Origin of the sequence: Sinomonas halotolerans, assembly GCF_039615075.1 — a bacterium.
Lineage (GTDB): Bacteria > Actinomycetota > Actinomycetes > Actinomycetales > Micrococcaceae > Sinomonas > Sinomonas halotolerans.
Map to the genome: position 1 here is coordinate 351,634 of NZ_JBDFRB010000001.1, position 16,789 is coordinate 368,422.

Consider the following 16,789-nt stretch of genomic DNA (forward strand, 5'->3'; position numbering starts at 1 on the left):
CGGTCAACGGGAGGCCGCGGGCACGAGGATCCAGAGCACGGTGGCGGGCTCGTCGGAGGGGTTGGCCCACGAGTGCGGCTCGCGGCCGGGGAACGTGATGGTGTCCCCCGCGTGGAGGGTGTAGCGCTCGTTGGTCATGATGAGCGTGAGCTGCCCGCGCACCACGTGCAGGACGTCGACGTCGCAGTCCACGGCGTAGAGCTCGGACTCGCCCGTGCCGCGCGGCTCGATGTCCGCGCGGAGCACCTGGACGCGCCGCTCCGAGCGGGCCGTGAGGAGCCGCTCCACGATCCCCTCGCCGCCGAGCGAGATCCGCGGCGCCTCCGCGGCCCGCGTGAGGTGGGTCTCGGGGACGGCGAACAGGTCCCCGATCGAGACGGAGAGGACCTGGCACAGGGTCACGAGCGAGGCCACGGACGGCGATGTCAGGTCCCGCTCCACCCGCGAGAGGAAGCCCTTTGTGAGACCCGTCGCATCCGCGACCTGCTCGATCGTCATGCGCTGCGCCTGGCGTGCTGCGCGGATGCGCGAGCCGATCGCCACCGGGGCGTTGCTCGGCTCGACGGGCAGGGCTTTCATGGGCTCACTCTCTGCGCGGCGCGCGGGCTCGGTCCGCTCCGGGTCCGCTCCGCTGTAAGTCGGGTCACACCAGTGTAGGGCAACGGCTGTTTTCCCCGACGCACCCCACACGCCTGCGACGCCGAAACGGCAGCGCCGGGCGAGGCTCGCCGTCGTGCGCGGCGCAGCAGGCAGTTCCGGCCCGCCTAACTCTCGGACGCCGGTTCCCCGGCCGAAATCGCGGCGCGAAAAGGTCTACAGTGGCGCCAGGCAATGGGCCCGCAGACCAGCCGATCGCCCAGGAGCAGCAGTGCAGAACCCCACGTCCCCGCCGCCCGGACGCCCCTCCGAACCCGCGCCCGCGCACGGTGCGGCGGCCAGCCGCCCGGAGCCCACCCCTGCGGACATCCGCCGCTGGCGCCAGTACCTCGCCGACGAGCGGGCCGAGGCCGCGATCTACCGGGCACTCGCGGCACGCCGCGAGGGCGAGGAACGCGAGATCCTCCTCGGCCTCGCGGACGCCGAGCTCCGCCATCAGGCGCACTGGACCGCGCTCCTCGGCGATGCGGCGGCGAAGAAGGTCCCGGCCTCGCTGCGCAGCCAGTTCCTCGGCTTCCTCGCCCGCCACTTCGGGAGCGTGTTCGTGCTCGCGATGGCGCAGCGCGCGGAGAGCCGCTCCCCCTACGCGACAGACCCGTCCGCGACCCCTGCCATGGCCGCCGACGAGCGCATCCACGAGGAAGTGGTCCGCGGCCTCGCGGTCCGGGGGCGCCTGCGCCTCTCCGGGTCCTTCCGCGCGGCCGTGTTCGGGGCCAACGACGGCCTCGTGAGCAACCTGTCCCTCGTGGCGGGCATGGCCGCCTCCGGCGTGTCGAGCCAGATCGTGCTCCTGTCCGGGATCGCGGGCCTGCTCGCCGGCGCCCTCTCGATGGCGGCCGGCGAGTTCATCTCGGTGCGCTCCCAGCGCGAGCTGCTCTCGGCGTCGAGGCCCACGCAGGTCACGCTGTCCGCGGCACCGGACCTGGACCTCACGCAGAACGAGCTCGTCCTCGTGTACAAGGCGCGCGGCATGAGCCAGGAGGCCGCCGCGCACCGCGCCGCCGAGCGCCTCGGCCACTTCGCGTGCGACTGCGACCCGAGCCTGTCCCTCCACCCCGAGAAGGAGGACGACGGCGACGAGCACGAGGCGGTCGGCTCCGCCTGGGGTGCCGCTCTCGCGAGCTTCGGCTTCTTCGCCTCTGGCGCGATCGTGCCCGTGATCCCGTTCCTCTTCGGCATGGTGGGCGTGGGCGCGCTCGTGCTCGCGGCCGGCCTGGTGGGCCTCGCGCTCCTCGCGACGGGCGCCGTCGTGGGCCTGCTCGCGGGGGCTTCGCCGCTCTCCCGGGCGGTGCGGCAGCTGGCGATCGGCTTCGGCGCGGCCGCGGTCACGTACGGGCTCGGGTGGGTGTTCGGCGTCTCGGTCGCCTGATCCGGCGCGGTGCCCGCGCCGTGGCACCGCACTGGCTTGCGGGGTCACTTCCCTGCGACCCGGGGTCACCTCCCTGCGACCCGGGGTCACCTCCCCTAACCTCGTTGCGGGGTCCCGTCCCTCCGGTTGAGAGGTCATCTCCCTGCACCTGGATCAGCGAAGGACCGAGAGGCTCCGTCGCTGTGAGGCTGGGTGGGGCGACCGGCACCGTCGCGCTGTGTCATCGTGACGGCGACGGCGGTACCCGATAGCCCGTCCTTATCCTCCTGGACGAACGAACGGTCTCGCGAACCCTTGAATTCCCGAGCACGGAGCGCCACCCTCCCTACATCCAGCACGGTGGCACGTTCCGTGCGCAATCAGGAGGTCGTGATAGAGATGACTGGTGCCATGCGATGGGCCGCAGCAGCGCTGGCCGTTGCTGCGGCGTCGGCAGTAGGCGTCGCGCCCGCGAACGCGGAAACTCCAGCGGAATTCACCATCACGGAAGAAATCGATTTTGAGAGTGGAGGGCCGCAGTCGTTCACGGCGACGGGACCGCTATGCGCATCCGGCACCTTCGTGGACGAGCCTCAGACGTTCGCGGCATACAAGGGTCGCTCCGGTCATCTCGTCATCCTGATCGACACGGTCTACACGTGCGACGACGGAAGCGGGTCCTTCAACGCGCTCAAGCAGATCCTGATTACCTTCACAGGCGAGGACTCCTCCACGAACTCCGGCCCGATCATCCTCAGGGGCGGAACGGGCGACTACGTCGGTCTGGTCGGCCACGGTCGGGATCTCGGCGAGGCCTCGGGGACGCACGGGACCGGCACCATCACTGGCTACGTGGTCCGGTAGCCTCCCAGCACGACTGAGCCGAGCCGCACCGAAGGACATGACCCCGCTTCAGTGGGGACATAACTCCGCAAATAGAGGGTGGTTGCGGGGTCACCTCCCCGCGACCCGGGGTCACCTCCCTGCGACCCGGGGTCAGCCGAGGACCTCCACGGCCTCCTCGACCGTGTCCACGAGGTGCACCCAGCCCTCCATCCCGCGCCCCGAGGCCAGGCGCGAGAGCAGCGGCCACGCCGGCAGCTCCTCGGTCCAGTGCCCCACGCCCACGAGCACCATGGGCGTGACCGCCTCGGGCGCCGCGTAGTAGTTCTCGCACGCGTCCTGGAAGACCTCCTGCACGGTTCCCGCCGCTCCCGGCAGGAACACGACGCCCCCCGTGCACTTCTCGAGCAGCACCGCCTCCCGGACGGAGTTGGCGAAGTACTTGGCGATATGGCTCGCGAAGAGGTTCGGCGGCTCGTGCCCATAGAACCACGTGGGGATCCCCAGGCTGGGCGTCGCCTCCGGGTGCTCGGCGAGCACGGTGAGCGCCGCCCGCGCCCACGCGCTCACGGACGGGCGGTAGGAGGGCACGACGGCGAGCCTCGCCAGTGCCTCATCGAGCGCCTCGATCGGGGCTGCTGAGAGGCAGGCCCCCAGGTTCGCGGCCTCCATCGCGCCCGGCCCGCCGCCCGTGGCGACCACGTGCCCGGCCGCAGCGAGATCGCGGCCGAGGCGCGCGGCGTCGTCGTACGTGCTGCTCCCGCGCGCCGCGGCGTGCCCGCCCATGACGCCGACCACGCGCCGGCCCGCGGCAAGGGTCGCGAGGGCGTCGTGGAGGGCGTCGCCGATGTGGTGGTCGTGGAGGGCGGCCGCGATGGCGGACTCGACGCCGCGCCGGCCCTGGCGCTGGGTCCACGCGTAGATGCGGGCATCCGGGGTGTCCTCGTAGGGGGTCGTCTCGACGCCCGCGTAGAGCTCGGGACCGGTGTAGAGCGTGGGCTGGTAGGCGTTGAACGGCACGTCCGGGAGCACCGGGAAGACGAGCGCCCCGCGCGCCCGCAGGGACTGCTCCATCCCGGGCTGGAGCTGGCAGCCGAGGAACATGGAGCCGGACGGGTCCAGAGCCTTGAGCTCGGCGGAGCGCTCGGTGAAGTCCACGGACTGCAGGTGCCAGCCGCTCATCGAGGACGCCCCGCCGGCCACGAGCTCATCGAAGCGTTCGAGCGAGTCGACCTCGAGGATGCGCGGCGTGGGGTTCAGGGCGGCGTCCATGCGCCCAGACTAGCCGCCGGCCGGCGGGCCGGTCAGCCGCTGCGCTGCACGCTCTGGGAGCTCCACTGCCGGCCGCAGCCGGCCAGGCACTGGAAGTCGGCGGTCATGCCGTACTCGTCGGCCATCATGACGCAGCCCCCGATCACCCAGCCCTCTGCCCTCAGCGTCTCGGCGTCCTCCGACGACGCGGGCATCCCGTAGGCGATCGGCCTGGATTCCGCACCGCAGTACGGGCACGGTCTCGGTGCTGGAGCCTTCTTCATGGTCTGTCCCCCTTCTCACGGCGCGTCCGTGCCGCACCACCTTTGTACCCGAGGGGTCAGACAGTCTTGGCGCCCGGGGGTGACGACGCCGACGTCGTACCCGGAACGGCCCAGGGCGCCCGTGACGTGTACCCGAAAGAGCCCCGAGCGGTCGGGATCTGTACCCGAAACAAAGGGGCGCCGCCCGTCAGGAGACGAACGCGGACGTCCGGGAGACGCCGTCGTACCCCCCTGCCGGCGCGCGGAGGCCGTAGAGCGCGCCGACCGTGGGCGCCACGTCCAGCGTGCGCGCCGGCTCCGAGGAGACCGTCCCCCGGGCCACGCGGGGGCTGCCGCCGGCCACGAAGAACGGGATGGGCTCCGTGGCCGGGTGCCCGTGGTTGCCCGGGATCGGGTTGGAGGCGACGTACGGGTCAGCGAAGCGCCAGCCCGCGCGGCAGAACGCCACGAGGTCGCCGGCCTCCGCGCCGAGGCGCAGCTCGCCCGGCGACCGCACCGAGAGGACGCCGGGGTGGGCCTCGACGAGCGCACGCACCGCGGCCAGCCCCTCAGCCCGCTGCGCCTCCGGCCCGGTCCAGTAGAGCAGGTCCGCACCGCCGTTCTGCGCGATCGTCACCGACTGCTGGAGGTCCGGCCGGGCAGAGAGCGCGAGGGAGACCGAGACCACGTTGGTGGGGACGGACCAGTCCATCGAGTGGTCCGCGAGCACCACGATCACGCTCGTCTCCCACTTGCCCGTCTCCCGGAGCCGGTCCACGAGCCGGCCCATCTGGAGGTCCGTGTCCGCGAGCGCGGTCTCGCGGGCCGCGCGCAGCGTGGTGCCCGTGAGGTCCGTGTGGCCCACGCGGTCCACGTCGCCCAGGTTGGTGAACACGAGGTCCGGGTCGGGACCGTCCACCATGGCCAGGAGCGCGTCCATCGTCGCGGCGTCCGGCGCGTGGTTCGTGCCGGGGATGAGCGGGTACGGCTCCCAGCGGTACGTGGCGCGCTCGCCGAAGACCCCGAACAGGTACTCCTTGCTCAGGACCGAGCCCGTGGTCAGGCCGCGCTCGCGCAGGCGCTCGAGGAGCGTGGGGAACCGCAGGTCTGCCGGGCGGTCGAGGTCCCGGACGACGCCTTCGGCGCGGTCGAACACGGAGTTCGCCGGCACCCCGGAGCGGTCCGGGCGAACGCCGGTCATCATCATGACGTGGTTGGGGATGGTCTCCATGACCGGCAGCGAGCGGGCCGCGGGGAAGTGCGCCCCGTCGGCGCGGAGCGCTGCGAGGCGCGGCGTGAGCCCGGCGGTGATCTCGTCCGGGCGGCAGCCGTCGACGACGACCACATAGGTCCGCGTCCGGCTCCCCACTGCGGGGGCAGCCCACGCCGTTCCCGCCGAGGCGGAGAGCACGATCCCTGCGCCTCCCGCGGCGGCGAGCCTCAGGAAGTCCCGGCGGCCGGTCGTCCAGGCCGCGCTGCCCGCCGGGCTCAAAGGACGCCCCCGTCCGCCCGCTGCACACGGTTCGTCCCGGCGGCGACCTTCCACGACGTCGAGAGCCCAGCACCCGAGCCAGCGTCGGTGCGCTCGGCGAGGACGTACCAGTCCATCCGCACCCCGGCCGGGGTCACGTCCAGGACCGAGAACCCGTGCGAGTCGAAGTCGAGGTACTTCACGTGGGGGTTGTTCGCGCGCATGGCCGCCTCGACCGAGAGGGAGCCGGTGCGCGGCGGGACGCCGAGGATGTCATCGAGGTTGTCGCTAGTGACCGACGTGCACACGAGCTCCGCCGCTACCGAGTCGCCGGTCGTGGGGTACGTGAGCGGGTCCGCGGGAAGGTCGCAGGCCCAGCCGGAGTGGATGTCGCCGGTGAGGAACACGGTGTCCTTGACCCCGTTGTCCCGCAGGTGGCGGATGATCCGGTGCTGGTCCGCCTGGTACCCGTCCCACTGGTCCACGTTGTAGGGCACGCCGTCGATCGTCGTGCCGCCCATGAGCGTCTGGACGGCGCCGAGCTCGGCCGTGCTCAGGGTCGAGGGGACGCGGATCGGGGTGATCATGACGGGGTTGCCCACGAGCTTCCACTGCGGGCCCGAGGCCGTGAGCGAGCCGAGGAGCCAGTCCATCTGCGCGGTCCCGGTGATGGTGCGCTGCGGGCTGTCCACCGCCGGGTCGACGAGGGACGAGGCCTGCTGGCTGCGGTAGGAGCGCAGGTCCAGCATGGACAGGCTCGCGAGGGACCCGAAGTCGAAGCGGCGGTACAGCGCGCCGCCGGGCTCGTAGCGCACCGGCATCCACTCGGCGTAGGCCTGGTTGGCGGCGGCACGGCGCTCGGCCCAGATGCCTTCGGCTCCTTCGGTGTGGTTCTCGGCCCCGCCGCTCCAGGCATCGTTGGCCGCCTCGTGGTCGTCCCACGTGACGATGAAGGGGACGGAGGCGTGCAGCGCCTGCAGGTCGGCGTCGCGCTTGTACTGCGCGTGGCGAAGGCGGTAGTGGGCCAGCGTGGTCATCTCCACCGCGGGCTCGTGCGGGCGCACGACGACGTCGCGCGCCTGGTACTCGCCCGGCGCGTACTCGTAGAGGTAGTCGCCCAGGTGCAGGACGGCGTCGAGGTCGCCCCGCTGCACGAGGTGGCGGTAGGCGGAGAAGTGGCCGGCCTGGTAGTTCGCGCAGGAGACCACGCCGAAGCGGAGGCGGTCGACGGCGGCTCCCGCCGCGGGTGCCGTGCGCGTGCGGCCTGCGGGCGAGACGCTGCGGCCGTAGGTGAACCGGTACCAGTACCAGGTGCCCGGGGCGAGGCCGGTGGCGACCGCCTTGACCGTGTGGTCGCGCGAGGCCCCGGTCACGAACGAGCCCTTGGCGGCGATCCGTCGGAAGTCGGGGTCCGGCGAGACCTCCCAGCGGACCGTGGCCTCGGGGCCGAGCCCGGAGGCGGGAAGCGCCTCGGGGGTGGGCGTGAGGCGCGTCCAGAGCAGGACGCTCTCGGGCAGCGGGTCACCGGACGCGACCCCGTGGGCGAACACGGGGCTTGAGGCGTGGGCTGCGGCGGCGCCGAGCGCCGGGAGGCCCGCGGCAGCTGCGGCGGCGCCGGCGGTCAGGAGGATCTGGCGGCGGGTCAGGGAGGTCACGGACATCGAGTATCCCGGCCGGATCCGGGCCGACCGCCCGGTTTTGCCGATCGTTCATCTACCCGTCGGTAACAATTCGACTGGACAAACCCCTGCCCCGTATCGGGTACAGATCAACGGGCCATCCACCCGTTTCGGGTACAGATCCTCGGGCCATCCACCCGTTTCGGGTACAGATCCTCGGGCCATCCACCCGTTTCGGGTACAGATAGGTCCCCACCAGAGCGTTCCGGGTACGGCCGGCCCGCGGGCCGGCCGTACGGACACTTCTTGGGGCTAGAGTCCGGTCCATGATCGTTTGGCTCAACGGCACCCATGGAGCGGGGAAGACGACGACGAGCGCGCTCGTGGCGGAATTGCTGCCCGACGCGCGCGTCCTCGACGCGGAGAAGGTCGGTGAGGTCCTCATGGACATCAAGCCCGGGCTTCCTGCAACGGACAACTTCCAGCACTGGGAGCCGTGGCGACCGCTCGTTGTCGAAACCGCTCGCCGAGTGCTCGAGTACACGGGAGGCGCACTCGTGATGCCGATGACTGTCTTGGTCGAGAGCTACTGGCGGGAGATCAGCGATGGCCTGGCCGGGCACGGCATACCGATCCAGCATTTCGTGCTCCACGCCGACCAGGCCACACTCCGCGACCGCATACAGAACGACAGAGTCCTGGGCCCCTCATCCTTCCGCTTCGCGCACCTGGAGCCGTACGCCGAGGCGGCTCGGACCTGGCTGCACGAAGAAGCACAGGTCATCGACACCACACACATCACAGCGGACCAAGCCGCGCAGCAGATTGCGGCTTCAGTGCTCGGGAGCTGAGGATCCGTCGCCGGGCCCGGGTTCTCCCATGGCGATGACACGGGGCTCCCGCCGGCGGCCGGACCGCCACTCAGAGATCACGGAACCCCGCCATTCAGCACTGCGATCCACACGCACGACATTGGCATCGCCCTGCCCGCTCCAAGCACGACGACGAATGGCGCCGTCCGCGGGAAAGGCCCGGCTCGCCGTCGTGCGCCCCGGAGACGGAGGCCAGCCGACGGGCGCCAGAGCCCTCCCCACGGGCGCGTACCCGAAACACCCCTGAGGCGCGACGATGTGTACCCGAAACGCAGCTGGTGGCGATGATGTGTACCCGAAACGGTCAGGCGCGGGCCGGGACCTCGACGCGCACCGGGGCGCCGGCCTCGAGGGACTCCTGGGCGGCGTCGGCAACGCGGGAGGCGGCCACGGCGTCCTCCGGGGTGCACGGGTTCTCCCGCTCCCCGAGCACGAGCTCGACGAACGCCGCGAGCTCTGCCCGGTAGGCGGCGTCGAACCGCTCGGCGAAGGTCTTGTGCGTCTCGCCCGCGGGGAAGGCCACCCCGGCCTCGGCCGAGCGCAGCGCCGTCCTGTCGTCCAGCCCCACCATGACGGAGGACTTCGAGCCCTGGACCTCGAGGCGCACATCATGCCCGGCCCCGTTGTACCGGGTCGCGGAGACGGTGCCGACCGTGCCGTCGTCGAAGGTCACGACGGCGAGCGCCGTGTCCACGTCGCCGGCCTCGCCGATGGCCGGGTCGCCGTTGTTGGAGCCGCGCGCGTAGACCTCCACGATCTCGCGGCCCGTGAGCCAGCGCAGGATGTCGAAGTCGTGCACGGAGCAGTCGCGGAAGAGCCCCCCGGAGGTCGCGATGAACTCGACCGACGGCGGGAACATGTCCCCGGTCATGGCGCGCAGCGAGTGGATCCAGCCGATCTCCCCGGCGTCGAAGCGGCGCTTGGCCTCGAGGTACCCGGCGTCGAAGCGGCGCTGGTGGCCGATCTGCACGGTCCCGCCCTGCGCGGCGATGTACTCGAGGACCGGCAGCGAGTCCGCCACGGATCCGGCCACGGGCTTCTCGCAGAACACCGGCACCCCTGCGTCGACCCCCGCGCGGATGAGATCGGGGTGCGTCTGCGTCCCGGTCGCGATCACGAGGGCGTCCACGCCGGAGCCCAGCAGCGCCTCGACCCCGCCGGGGACGAACTCGGCCCCCACCTCGGCCGCTACGGCGCGCGCGTGCTCCTCGGCGACGTCGGTGAGACGGAGCTCCAACGCGATCCCCCTCCCGGCGAACTGCGGCGCGATCGCCGCGATGTTCCGGGCGTGCATGACGCCGATGCGGCCGACGCCGACGAGCCCCAGGGTGACAGTCTTCATGCGGCACTCCTTCGTGTATGGGAACGTTCCAATATGTCCCTTAGAGTATCCGTGAGGCCGCGAACGCGGTCAAGCTTCGTCCTGACAAGAAAGGCGCCGATGCCCAAGGACCCCGCCAAGCCCGCGACGATCCTCGACGTCGCGGCCCGCGCCGGCGTCTCCAAGTCCGCCGCCTCCCTTGCCCTCCGCGGCACCGGCTACGTGAGCGCGGCCAAGCGGGAGGCGGTGCTCGCCGCGGCGGCGGAGCTCGGCTACCGGCCCAACGCCGCCGCGCGCGCGATGGGATCGGCGCGCTCGGGCACGGTCGGGGTCATCCTCGACGACCTGCGCAACCCCTGGTTCGTCCCCGCGGTCGAGGGCCTCTCCGAGGGACTCCACGAGGCCGGCCTCCGCCCGCTCCTCGGGGACTGGCGCCTCGAGGGCGCGGCCCTCGCCGAGCGCTTCCTCGAGCTGCGCGTGGAGGCGCTCGTGCTCGTCGGGACGCTCGACGGCGCCGAGTCGGCCCTGCCTGCCCTCCCGCCGGTGCCGGTGGTCCAGGTGGGCGCGGCGCAGGCCCAGGTCCCCGGCGCGGCGGCGGTGACGAATGACGACGGCGAGGGCGCCCGGCGCGTGGTCCGTCACCTCGCGGCGCTGGGGCACCGCCGGATCGCCCACCTCGCGGCGCGGGGCACCGCCGTGGGCGAGGCGCGCCTGGCGGGGTTCGCCGACGAGTGCGCGCGCCTCGGCGTCGCCTCCGTGACGGTCGAGGCGGGGCTGACCGAGGAGGCCGGGCGCCGGGCAGCGCTCGCGCTCCTGGGGTCCGGCGCTCGGGAGGACACCCCCCGAGGGGACGCTGACCGGCCCACCGCCGTGTTCGCGGTCAACGACATGGCCGCACTCGGTGCCCTCTCAGCTGCCGAGGAGCTGGGACTGCGCATCCCCGCAGACCTCTCGCTCGCCGGCTACGACGACACGCCCGCCGCACGCCTGCGCGCGGTGGGCCTCACGAGCGTGGACAACGCGAGCCGCGAGGCCGGCCGCGTGGCGGCCCGGATGCTCGCGGACCGGATCGCGCGCCCCGGGCTGGCCCCGGAGACGGTGCTCCTCGAGCCCGAGCTCAAGGCCCGCTCGAGCACGGCCGCGCCTGGCACCCCCTGACGGAGCGGCCCGGTCAGTTCGCTGCGCCCTCGGCCGCCTCCGGGCCGGAGCCGAGCAGGTAGATCTGGCACTCGGCGAACTCGAGGATCCGCCGCTCACCCGCGGGCGAGACCGCCCAGAACAGCTCCATCCCGGGCATCGTCTCGGCGACCGTGCCCGAGAAGTGCACCGCCCTGCCGGCCCGCGCCTCCACCGTGGCCCCCACCTCGAGCTCGCGGCACGAGTGCACCCTTGTTCCTGTCATGCCCACGCCGTCTTCCCTTCGTCCGGTGGTCGTGAGCAAGACCTACCCGGGCCCTGCCGGGTTCTACCGGGGAGCCGGGTGAACATGCGGCGAACTGAGGAGGCCTCACCGGTATTCGGGGTTGGGATGGTCCGGGTTGGACAGGTCCCAGTTGGCCACCACGTTCCCGTGGGCGGGGAGGCCTCCGGCGTCCTTGATGCGCCGCGCGGTGTGCAGCATGTTCCATGCCGCGAAGACCGTGTTCCGGGTGGTCCAGTGGTTCTGGGCGCCGCGGTTGTCGTCCAGATAGGACGGTCCCGGCCCGGCCTCGCCGTTCCAGTAGGAGTCCGCCTGGGGCGGGACCGTGAAGCCGATGTGGGAGAGCGCGTAGAGGAGCTGGGCGGCGCAGTGCTTGCCGCCGTCCTCGTTGCCGGTGACGATCACGCCTCCGACCTTGCCGTAGTACGCCCACTGGCCCTTGCGGTTCACCTCTCCCGACCAGCCGTAGAGCCGCTCGACCATCTTGCGGGTCATGGAGGACTGGTCGCCGAGCCAGACCGGGGTGGCAAGGACCACGATGTCCGCCGGCTCCACGAGCGAGTGGTAGAGGTCCGGGAAGGCGTCCGCCTCCCAGCCGTGCTCGCGCATGTCCGGGTACACGCCGGGCGGGATGTCGTGGTCCACCGTGCGGATCTCATCCACGCGGGCGCCCACCCCCTCGAGCACGAGACGGCTCACGGCGATCAGCCCGTCGGTGTGGCTCTGCTCCGGGCTCGGCTTGAGCGTGCCGTTGATGTAGAGGGCGCGCAGGTCCGTGAAGTCCGTTGCGCTCGCCTGGATCTCCGCATCGATGAAGGCCTGGACCGATTCCGGCAGCATGCCGGCTCCTTCCGCTGGGGGCTCTCTGCCGAGGATCGTAGGCACGCCCGGTGCCCACGCGGGAGGGGCGGAGCAGGATCCCGCCCCTCCCGGCCGTGAAGACCGATACAGCTCGCCGGTCCAACCTGGGCACTGTCCCGCCCGCGGGCCGCCGGGTTGTGTCGGCCTCGACGCTCTACCCCCCGAACGCGGCGCCGAAGGCCTCGAGCGCGTCATCGGGATCAGCGGCGGCGTAGGCCTCCATCCCGACCGTCCCCGTGTAGCCGGCCTCGGCGAGCGCTCGGTGCACGGCCGGGTAGCTGATCTCCCCCGTGCCCGGCTCGCACCGCCCTGGGACGTCCGCGACCTGCACCTCGCCGGTCCACGGCAGCGCCTCCCGCACGAGCTCGACGAGGTTCCCCTCCCCGATCTGCGCGTGGTAGAGGTCCAGCATGAGCCGCACGTTGGGGTGGTCCACCGCGCGCACGAGCGCGAGCGTGTCCTTGGCCCGCGCGAGCGGGATGCCCGGGTGGTCCACGATCGTGTTGAGGTTCTCGAGGCAGAACGTGAGCCCGTGCCGGGCACCGAGCGCGCCGAGCCGCTCGAGCGTGCGCGCGGCCGTGAGCCACATGGTGCCGTCCGCACGCCAGTGCGGGCGCGCGGCCTGTCCGTCCACGAGCTCGGCCGGGTGCACCACCAGGCGCTCGACGCCGAGCTCGAGGGCCGTCGGGATGAGGGCTTCCGCGGTGCTCACCACGAGGTCCGCCGTGTCAGGCTCGACGAGCGAGCCCGCCGAGTAGCCGGTCATCGACGAGAAGCGGGCGCCGGTCGCGACGAGCTCGGCGATGTCCTTGGGACGCGAGTCCCAGACCTCCACGTCGAACCCGGCCTCGTGGATGCGGCGCACCCGCTCGGAGAACGGCAGGCCCGTGAAGACCATCTCCGCGCAGACGGCGAGCCTCATCGCGCGACCGCCGCGGCGCCGTCGTGCGCCTCCCCAGCACCGGACACAACCGAGCCGGCCACGGAAGCAGGGAGCCCGGTCTGCACAGACTCGATGCAGGCCCGCGCCATCGCGAGGGCGCGGCGCGCGTCGGCGAGGCCCGGAGTGAGCGGGACCCCGTGGTCCGGAGCGGGGGCGCCGTCGCGGCGGGCGGCGGCGTGCGCGGCGAAGTCGGCGAGCTCGTCGCGGTACGCGTCGGCGAAGAGCTCGATGTTCAGCCGCGGCGTCCGCGCCGAGAGCCCCTCGGGGCCGTAGGTGCGGGCGGCTGTCTCCGTGGGGCGGCCGGCCTGGACCATGCCGCGCGAGCCGAAGGTCTCCCCGCGCACGTCGTAGCCGTAGAGGGCGGAGAAGCTGGCCTCGGCGACGGCCATGGCGCCGTTGCTGTACCGGATGGTGGCGACGGCCGTGTCGATGAAGCCCGCGTCCCTGAGGTCTGGCTCGACGAGCGCGTCCGCGAGGACGTGCACGCTCACCGGCTCGGCGCCGGGGTTCATCCAGTTCAGCGCGTCGAAGTCGTGGATGAGGGTCTCGAGGAACATGGTCCACTGCGGCACGCGGGCGGCGTGCGGGATGGACCCCGTGCCGGGATCGCGCGTGAGGGACCGCAGGAGCTGCGGGGTCCCGACGGCGCCCGCGGCGAGGTCGCGCCGGGCGGCGAGGAAGTCCGCGGCGTAGCGGCGGTTGAAGCCGATCTGCCAGTGGACGCCCGCCTCGGCGACGGCGGCCTCGACCTCGGAGAGCTCCTCGAGGGTCGTGGCGCCCGGCTTCTCGCAGAAGACGTGCTTGCCGGCCCGCGCGGCGGCGGCGGAGAGCGCGGCGTGGAAGCGGATCGGCCCGGCGATGACGACGGCGTCGATCGCCGGGTCCGCGAAGAGGTCGGCGGGGTCTGCGGTCACCTGCGGGACGCCGAGCTCCGCGGCGAGTGAGACGGCCGGCTCGAGGGCGGGGTCCGCGATGGCCGCGAGGACCGCGCCGGGGATGGTCGAGGCGAGGCTCCTGGCGTGGAAGGCGCCCATCCAGCCGGCGCCGATGAGGCCGACGCGGACGGGCTCGGGACGGGCCGGGTCGACGGGGAGGTAGCTCATGGTGGTCTCTTTCGGGAGGGTCCCCGAGGGGGACTAGATCGATCCAGAAGGCTGGTCCCGCCAGTGTGGCACGGGCTGCGCGCGCTGTCTAGATCGTTCTAGTAGAGTGGCCGTGAACGTATCCCCGGACAAGGAGGACCCGTGGCCAAGCGCCCCACGATGGCGGATGTCGCCGCAGAGGCGGGCGTGTCACGGGCCCTCGTCTCGATCGTGTTCCGCAATGCCGCGGGAGCGAGCGAGGCCACCCGGGAGCGCGTCTTCGCAGCTGCCGGCCGCCTCGGCTACCGGCCGGACGCCCGGGCGCGGCTCCTGCGCAGCTCCCGCAGCGGCCTGCTCGGGGTGGTCTTCGCCCTCGACGGCGCGTTCCACGCCGAGCTCGTCGAGGCGGTCTACCCGGCGGCGGCTGCCGCGGGCTTCGACCTCGCCCTCTCGGCGCGCGGGCCCCGCCGGACCGAGGCGGAGGCCCTCGGATCGCTCCTGGACCTGGGCGCCGAGGCGCTGCTCGTGCTCGCCCCGGACACCGCCGCGGAGGAGCTCGCGGCCCTTCCCGTCCCGGTGGTCTCGGTGCTCGAGAGCCAGGAGCACGACGCCGTCGCAAGCGTCGCGACCGACGAGGCGGCGGGCATCGGGCTCGCCGTCGCGCACCTCCGGGGCCTCGGCCACGCGCGCCTCGTGCACCTCGACGGCGGGGCGGCCGTGGGCTCGGCGGCGCGGCGGGCGGCGTTCCGGGCGCTCGAAGGCGGAGGTGCCGTGGTCGTGCCCGCGGGCCCCACCGACAGCGCGGGCATGGCCGCCGCCGCCATTCTGCTGCGCGAGCGGGAGGGCAGCCCTGACGGGGCGCCCACCGCGGCGGTGGTGTTCAACGACGAGGCCGCGCTCGGCGTCGTGCACGTCCTGCGCAGCGCCGGCGTGCGGGTGCCGGAGGACCTCTCGGTGGTGGGCTACGACGACTCGCGCCTCGCAGCCCTCGCCCACATCCAGCTCACGAGCGTGCGGCAGGACCCCGACGCGCTCGCCGCGGCCACCGTGCACGCCGCCGCCGAGGCACTCGCGGGACGGCACGAGCACGTGCTCGTGCCTCCCTCGCTCACGGTGCGGGCAAGCACGGCGCCTCCCGCGGGCAGCCCCTCCACCACCGTGCGGTGACCGCCAGCCGCCTGGACCAAGGACTCTGGCCCGACCCAGCCGCGCGGCGTGGACTGGACGCGTGACTGGACACGCAGGGCGGATCCCCGCGGCCGCCGGCGGGAGCCGGAAGGCCGAGCACCACCGGGGCGACTACACGGGCTCGATCCTCGTCACAACCCTCCTGCTCCTGGCAGCGAACGTCTGGCCCGGATGGCAGGTCCTGCCGTTCCTGACCCCGGCCACGCCCGAGGTCCTGGCCCTCGTGAACGCGGCGTGGATCGCCGGGATCGTCGTCAATCTGGTCTACCTCGCGGCGGACCGGCTGGCGGTCCGTGCGCTCGGCGAGCTCGTGACGCTGGGGATCGGGGTGGCCGCCGCGTTCCGGATGTGGGAGGTGTTCCCCTTCGACTTCGGCGGCAGCTGGTTCAACTGGGACCTGCTCGTGCGGGTGCTGATCGTCGTGGCGATCGTGGGCTCGTTCATCGCCATGGCGGTCGCAGCCGTGCGGCTCGCACGCGCGGGCCCGGGCCCCGACCGGCGGACCCGCTGACTGGACCTCCCGCGAATTGTCGAGTTGAGCAGGGTGCGAGGGCTCGAGACCCTGCTCAACCCAACAATTGCGGGGAATGGGAAGGAAGCGCGGGGTGGGAAGCGAGCGGGCGTCAGGCCTGGGCGGCCGCCGGCGCGTCCTCGCCGATCATGCGCGCCGCCTTGAGCAGGACGCCCGCGGCGACCTCGAGGCCCTCGATCCGGCCGAGGGAGACGTCCTCGTGCTCGATGTTGACCATCATGTCCGGGTCCACATCGCGCAGGGCGCGCAGGAAATCGGCCCAGTAGGCGGCGTCGTGCCCGCGGCCCAGCGCCACGAAGTCCCACGCGGAGTCCTTGGGCCACTCGTTGGCCCACTCGTCCCCGCCCAGGTTGGTGCGGTTCTCGTCGGGCGAGAGCCGGCGGAACCGGTTGTCCAGGACGCCATAGAGCTTCGCGTTCTCCGGGTTGACGCGGACGTCCTTCGCGGCGGCGTGGAAGACAAGCGGCCCGAGCTCGCGGACCACGGCGACGGGGTCCATCTGCTGCCAGAACAGGTGCGAGGCGTCGAGCTCGACACCGACATGCGTCGCCCCCGTGAGCTCGACGAGCCTGTACACGTCCGCCGTGTTGAACACGACGTTCTGCGGGTGCAGCTCGAGGGCGACCTTGACGCCGTGGTCCGCAGCGAGGCGGTCGGTCTCGCGCCAGAACTCGGCGGCGATGCCCCACTGGTAATCGAGGACGTCCAGCGCCGCGGAGTTCCACGCGTTGACGACCCAGTTCGTGACCGTCGCACCCGGCTCGCCACCGGGGAGGCCGGACATCGTCACTACCCGGTCCTGCCCGAGCCGCTCGGCGAGGCGGATGGAGCGGCGGATGTCCTCCGCGTGCCTCTGCCCGATCTCGGCCTTGGGGTGCAGCGGGTTGCCGTTGCAGTTCAGGCCCGCAATCCCGACGCCGGTGCCCTCGAAGATCCCGAGGTAGTCGTCGCGCGCGGCGTCGCTGACGAGGATCTCGTCGAAGGTGGGGACATGGACGGCGGGCAGGAAGCCGCCGGTGTTGATCTCGATGCCGGTCAGGCCGAGGTCGGCGATGACCTTGAGGGCCTCGGGCAGGGAGCGGTCGTGGAGGATCGCGTTGTAGACGCCGAGCTTCATG

At 72.6% G+C, this 16,789-nt stretch carries 17 protein-coding genes; 6 read left to right on the forward strand and 11 right to left on the reverse strand.

What is annotated here, in order from left to right:
• Positions 1-3 precede the first annotated feature (3 nt).
• Complete coding sequence (locus ABCQ75_RS01575) at positions 4-579, reverse strand: cupin domain-containing protein (protein ID WP_345882705.1); 576 nt, start codon at positions 577-579, stop codon at positions 4-6.
• 289 nt (positions 580-868) lie between these two features.
• Here ABCQ75_RS01575 and ABCQ75_RS01580 point away from each other — a divergent pair, with 289 nt between their 5' ends.
• Both ABCQ75_RS01580 and ABCQ75_RS01585 read left to right on the forward strand, forming a co-directional pair.
• Positions 869-2,026, forward strand: coding sequence for a VIT1/CCC1 transporter family protein (locus tag ABCQ75_RS01580; protein WP_345882706.1), 1,158 nt, complete (start codon positions 869-871; stop codon positions 2,024-2,026).
• Between the two features lie 351 nt (positions 2,027-2,377).
• Positions 2,378-2,869 (forward strand): hypothetical protein, encoded by a 492-nt coding sequence (locus ABCQ75_RS01585; RefSeq protein WP_345882707.1) that lies wholly within the window; start codon positions 2,378-2,380, stop codon positions 2,867-2,869.
• Positions 2,870-3,001: 132 nt separating this feature from the next.
• Here ABCQ75_RS01585 and ABCQ75_RS01590 read toward each other — a convergent pair whose 3' ends face one another.
• The 4 genes from ABCQ75_RS01590 to ABCQ75_RS01605 form a co-directional block, all read right to left on the reverse strand.
• Positions 3,002-4,120, reverse strand: a complete 1,119-nt coding sequence (locus tag ABCQ75_RS01590; RefSeq protein ID WP_345882708.1) for an LOG family protein — start codon at positions 4,118-4,120, stop codon at positions 3,002-3,004.
• Between the two features lie 32 nt (positions 4,121-4,152).
• Positions 4,153-4,383, reverse strand: coding sequence for a hypothetical protein (locus ABCQ75_RS01595; protein ID WP_345882710.1), 231 nt, complete (start codon positions 4,381-4,383; stop codon positions 4,153-4,155).
• Between the two features lie 187 nt (positions 4,384-4,570).
• Positions 4,571-5,854, reverse strand: a complete 1,284-nt coding sequence (locus ABCQ75_RS01600; protein ID WP_345882711.1) for an alkaline phosphatase family protein — start codon at positions 5,852-5,854, stop codon at positions 4,571-4,573.
• Positions 5,851-7,494 (reverse strand): alkaline phosphatase D family protein, encoded by a 1,644-nt coding sequence (locus ABCQ75_RS01605; protein WP_345882712.1) that lies wholly within the window; start codon positions 7,492-7,494, stop codon positions 5,851-5,853. The genes ABCQ75_RS01600 and ABCQ75_RS01605 overlap by 4 nt, the downstream gene beginning before the upstream one ends.
• Positions 7,495-7,778: 284 nt before the next feature.
• Between ABCQ75_RS01605 and ABCQ75_RS01610 the strand changes: the two genes are divergently transcribed.
• The gene (locus ABCQ75_RS01610) at positions 7,779-8,303 is read left to right on the forward strand and encodes an AAA family ATPase (RefSeq protein ID WP_345882714.1); all 525 of its coding nucleotides are present in this window, start codon (positions 7,779-7,781) and stop codon (positions 8,301-8,303) included.
• A gap of 325 nt (positions 8,304-8,628) precedes the next feature.
• On the opposite strand, the gene ABCQ75_RS01615 is transcribed toward ABCQ75_RS01610, so the two are convergent.
• A complete protein-coding gene (locus ABCQ75_RS01615; protein WP_345882715.1) occupies positions 8,629-9,666 on the reverse strand; it encodes a Gfo/Idh/MocA family oxidoreductase in 1,038 nt (345 codons plus the stop codon).
• Between the two features lie 99 nt (positions 9,667-9,765).
• On the opposite strand from ABCQ75_RS01615, the gene ABCQ75_RS01620 reads away from it, so the two are divergent.
• Positions 9,766-10,803 (forward strand): LacI family DNA-binding transcriptional regulator, encoded by a 1,038-nt coding sequence (locus tag ABCQ75_RS01620; protein ID WP_345882716.1) that lies wholly within the window; start codon positions 9,766-9,768, stop codon positions 10,801-10,803.
• Positions 10,804-10,816: 13 nt separating this feature from the next.
• On the opposite strand, the gene ABCQ75_RS01625 is transcribed toward ABCQ75_RS01620, so the two are convergent.
• The 4 genes from ABCQ75_RS01625 to ABCQ75_RS01640 all read right to left on the reverse strand — a co-directional run bounded on the left by ABCQ75_RS01625 (position 10,817) and on the right by ABCQ75_RS01640 (position 13,972).
• Positions 10,817-11,047, reverse strand: coding sequence for a hypothetical protein (locus ABCQ75_RS01625; RefSeq protein WP_345882717.1), 231 nt, complete (start codon positions 11,045-11,047; stop codon positions 10,817-10,819).
• A gap of 105 nt (positions 11,048-11,152) precedes the next feature.
• Positions 11,153-11,905: a flavodoxin family protein gene (locus tag ABCQ75_RS01630; RefSeq protein WP_345882718.1), complete on the reverse strand. Its 753-nt coding sequence runs from the start codon at positions 11,903-11,905 to the stop codon at positions 11,153-11,155.
• 175 nt (positions 11,906-12,080) lie between these two features.
• Positions 12,081-12,848: a TIM barrel protein gene (locus ABCQ75_RS01635; protein ID WP_345882719.1), complete on the reverse strand. Its 768-nt coding sequence runs from the start codon at positions 12,846-12,848 to the stop codon at positions 12,081-12,083.
• Positions 12,845-13,972 (reverse strand): Gfo/Idh/MocA family oxidoreductase, encoded by a 1,128-nt coding sequence (locus ABCQ75_RS01640; RefSeq protein WP_345882720.1) that lies wholly within the window; start codon positions 13,970-13,972, stop codon positions 12,845-12,847. Before ABCQ75_RS01640 ends, ABCQ75_RS01635 begins: the two co-directional genes overlap by 4 nt.
• 141 nt (positions 13,973-14,113) lie before the next feature.
• Between ABCQ75_RS01640 and ABCQ75_RS01645 the strand changes: the two genes are divergently transcribed.
• The gene (locus ABCQ75_RS01645; RefSeq protein WP_345882721.1) at positions 14,114-15,118 is read left to right on the forward strand and encodes a LacI family DNA-binding transcriptional regulator; all 1,005 of its coding nucleotides are present in this window, start codon (positions 14,114-14,116) and stop codon (positions 15,116-15,118) included.
• A gap of 61 nt (positions 15,119-15,179) precedes the next feature.
• The gene (locus ABCQ75_RS01650; protein ID WP_345882722.1) at positions 15,180-15,650 is read left to right on the forward strand and encodes a hypothetical protein; all 471 of its coding nucleotides are present in this window, start codon (positions 15,180-15,182) and stop codon (positions 15,648-15,650) included.
• Positions 15,651-15,762: 112 nt separating this feature from the next.
• Here ABCQ75_RS01650 and ABCQ75_RS01655 read toward each other — a convergent pair whose 3' ends face one another.
• Entirely contained in the window at positions 15,763-16,788 is a 1,026-nt protein-coding gene (locus tag ABCQ75_RS01655) for a sugar phosphate isomerase/epimerase family protein (protein ID WP_345882723.1), read from the reverse strand.
• Between the last annotated feature and the right edge of the window lies 1 nt (position 16,789).

What these genes read in the sequence shown, in the direction of transcription:
- ABCQ75_RS01575 (WP_345882705.1), bottom strand. Translation starts at nt 579, where the DNA reads ATGAAAGCCCTGCCCGTCGAGCCGAGCAACGCCCCGGTGGCGATCGGC.
- ABCQ75_RS01590 (WP_345882708.1), bottom strand. Translation starts at nt 4,120, where the DNA reads ATGGACGCCGCCCTGAACCCCACGCCGCGCATCCTCGAGGTCGACTCG.
- ABCQ75_RS01595 (WP_345882710.1), bottom strand. Translation starts at nt 4,383, where the DNA reads ATGAAGAAGGCTCCAGCACCGAGACCGTGCCCGTACTGCGGTGCGGAA.
- ABCQ75_RS01605 (WP_345882712.1), bottom strand. Translation starts at nt 7,494, where the DNA reads ATGTCCGTGACCTCCCTGACCCGCCGCCAGATCCTCCTGACCGCCGGC.
- ABCQ75_RS01610 (WP_345882714.1), top strand. Translation starts at nt 7,779, where the DNA reads ATGATCGTTTGGCTCAACGGCACCCATGGAGCGGGGAAGACGACGACG.
- ABCQ75_RS01615 (WP_345882715.1), bottom strand. Translation starts at nt 9,666, where the DNA reads ATGAAGACTGTCACCCTGGGGCTCGTCGGCGTCGGCCGCATCGGCGTC.
- ABCQ75_RS01620 (WP_345882716.1), top strand. Translation starts at nt 9,766, where the DNA reads ATGCCCAAGGACCCCGCCAAGCCCGCGACGATCCTCGACGTCGCGGCC.
- ABCQ75_RS01625 (WP_345882717.1), bottom strand. Translation starts at nt 11,047, where the DNA reads ATGACAGGAACAAGGGTGCACTCGTGCCGCGAGCTCGAGGTGGGGGCC.
- ABCQ75_RS01630 (WP_345882718.1), bottom strand. Translation starts at nt 11,905, where the DNA reads ATGCTGCCGGAATCGGTCCAGGCCTTCATCGATGCGGAGATCCAGGCG.
- ABCQ75_RS01635 (WP_345882719.1), bottom strand. Translation starts at nt 12,848, where the DNA reads ATGAGGCTCGCCGTCTGCGCGGAGATGGTCTTCACGGGCCTGCCGTTC.
- ABCQ75_RS01640 (WP_345882720.1), bottom strand. Translation starts at nt 13,972, where the DNA reads ATGAGCTACCTCCCCGTCGACCCGGCCCGTCCCGAGCCCGTCCGCGTC.
- ABCQ75_RS01655 (WP_345882723.1), bottom strand. Translation starts at nt 16,788, where the DNA reads ATGAAGCTCGGCGTCTACAACGCGATCCTCCACGACCGCTCCCTGCCC.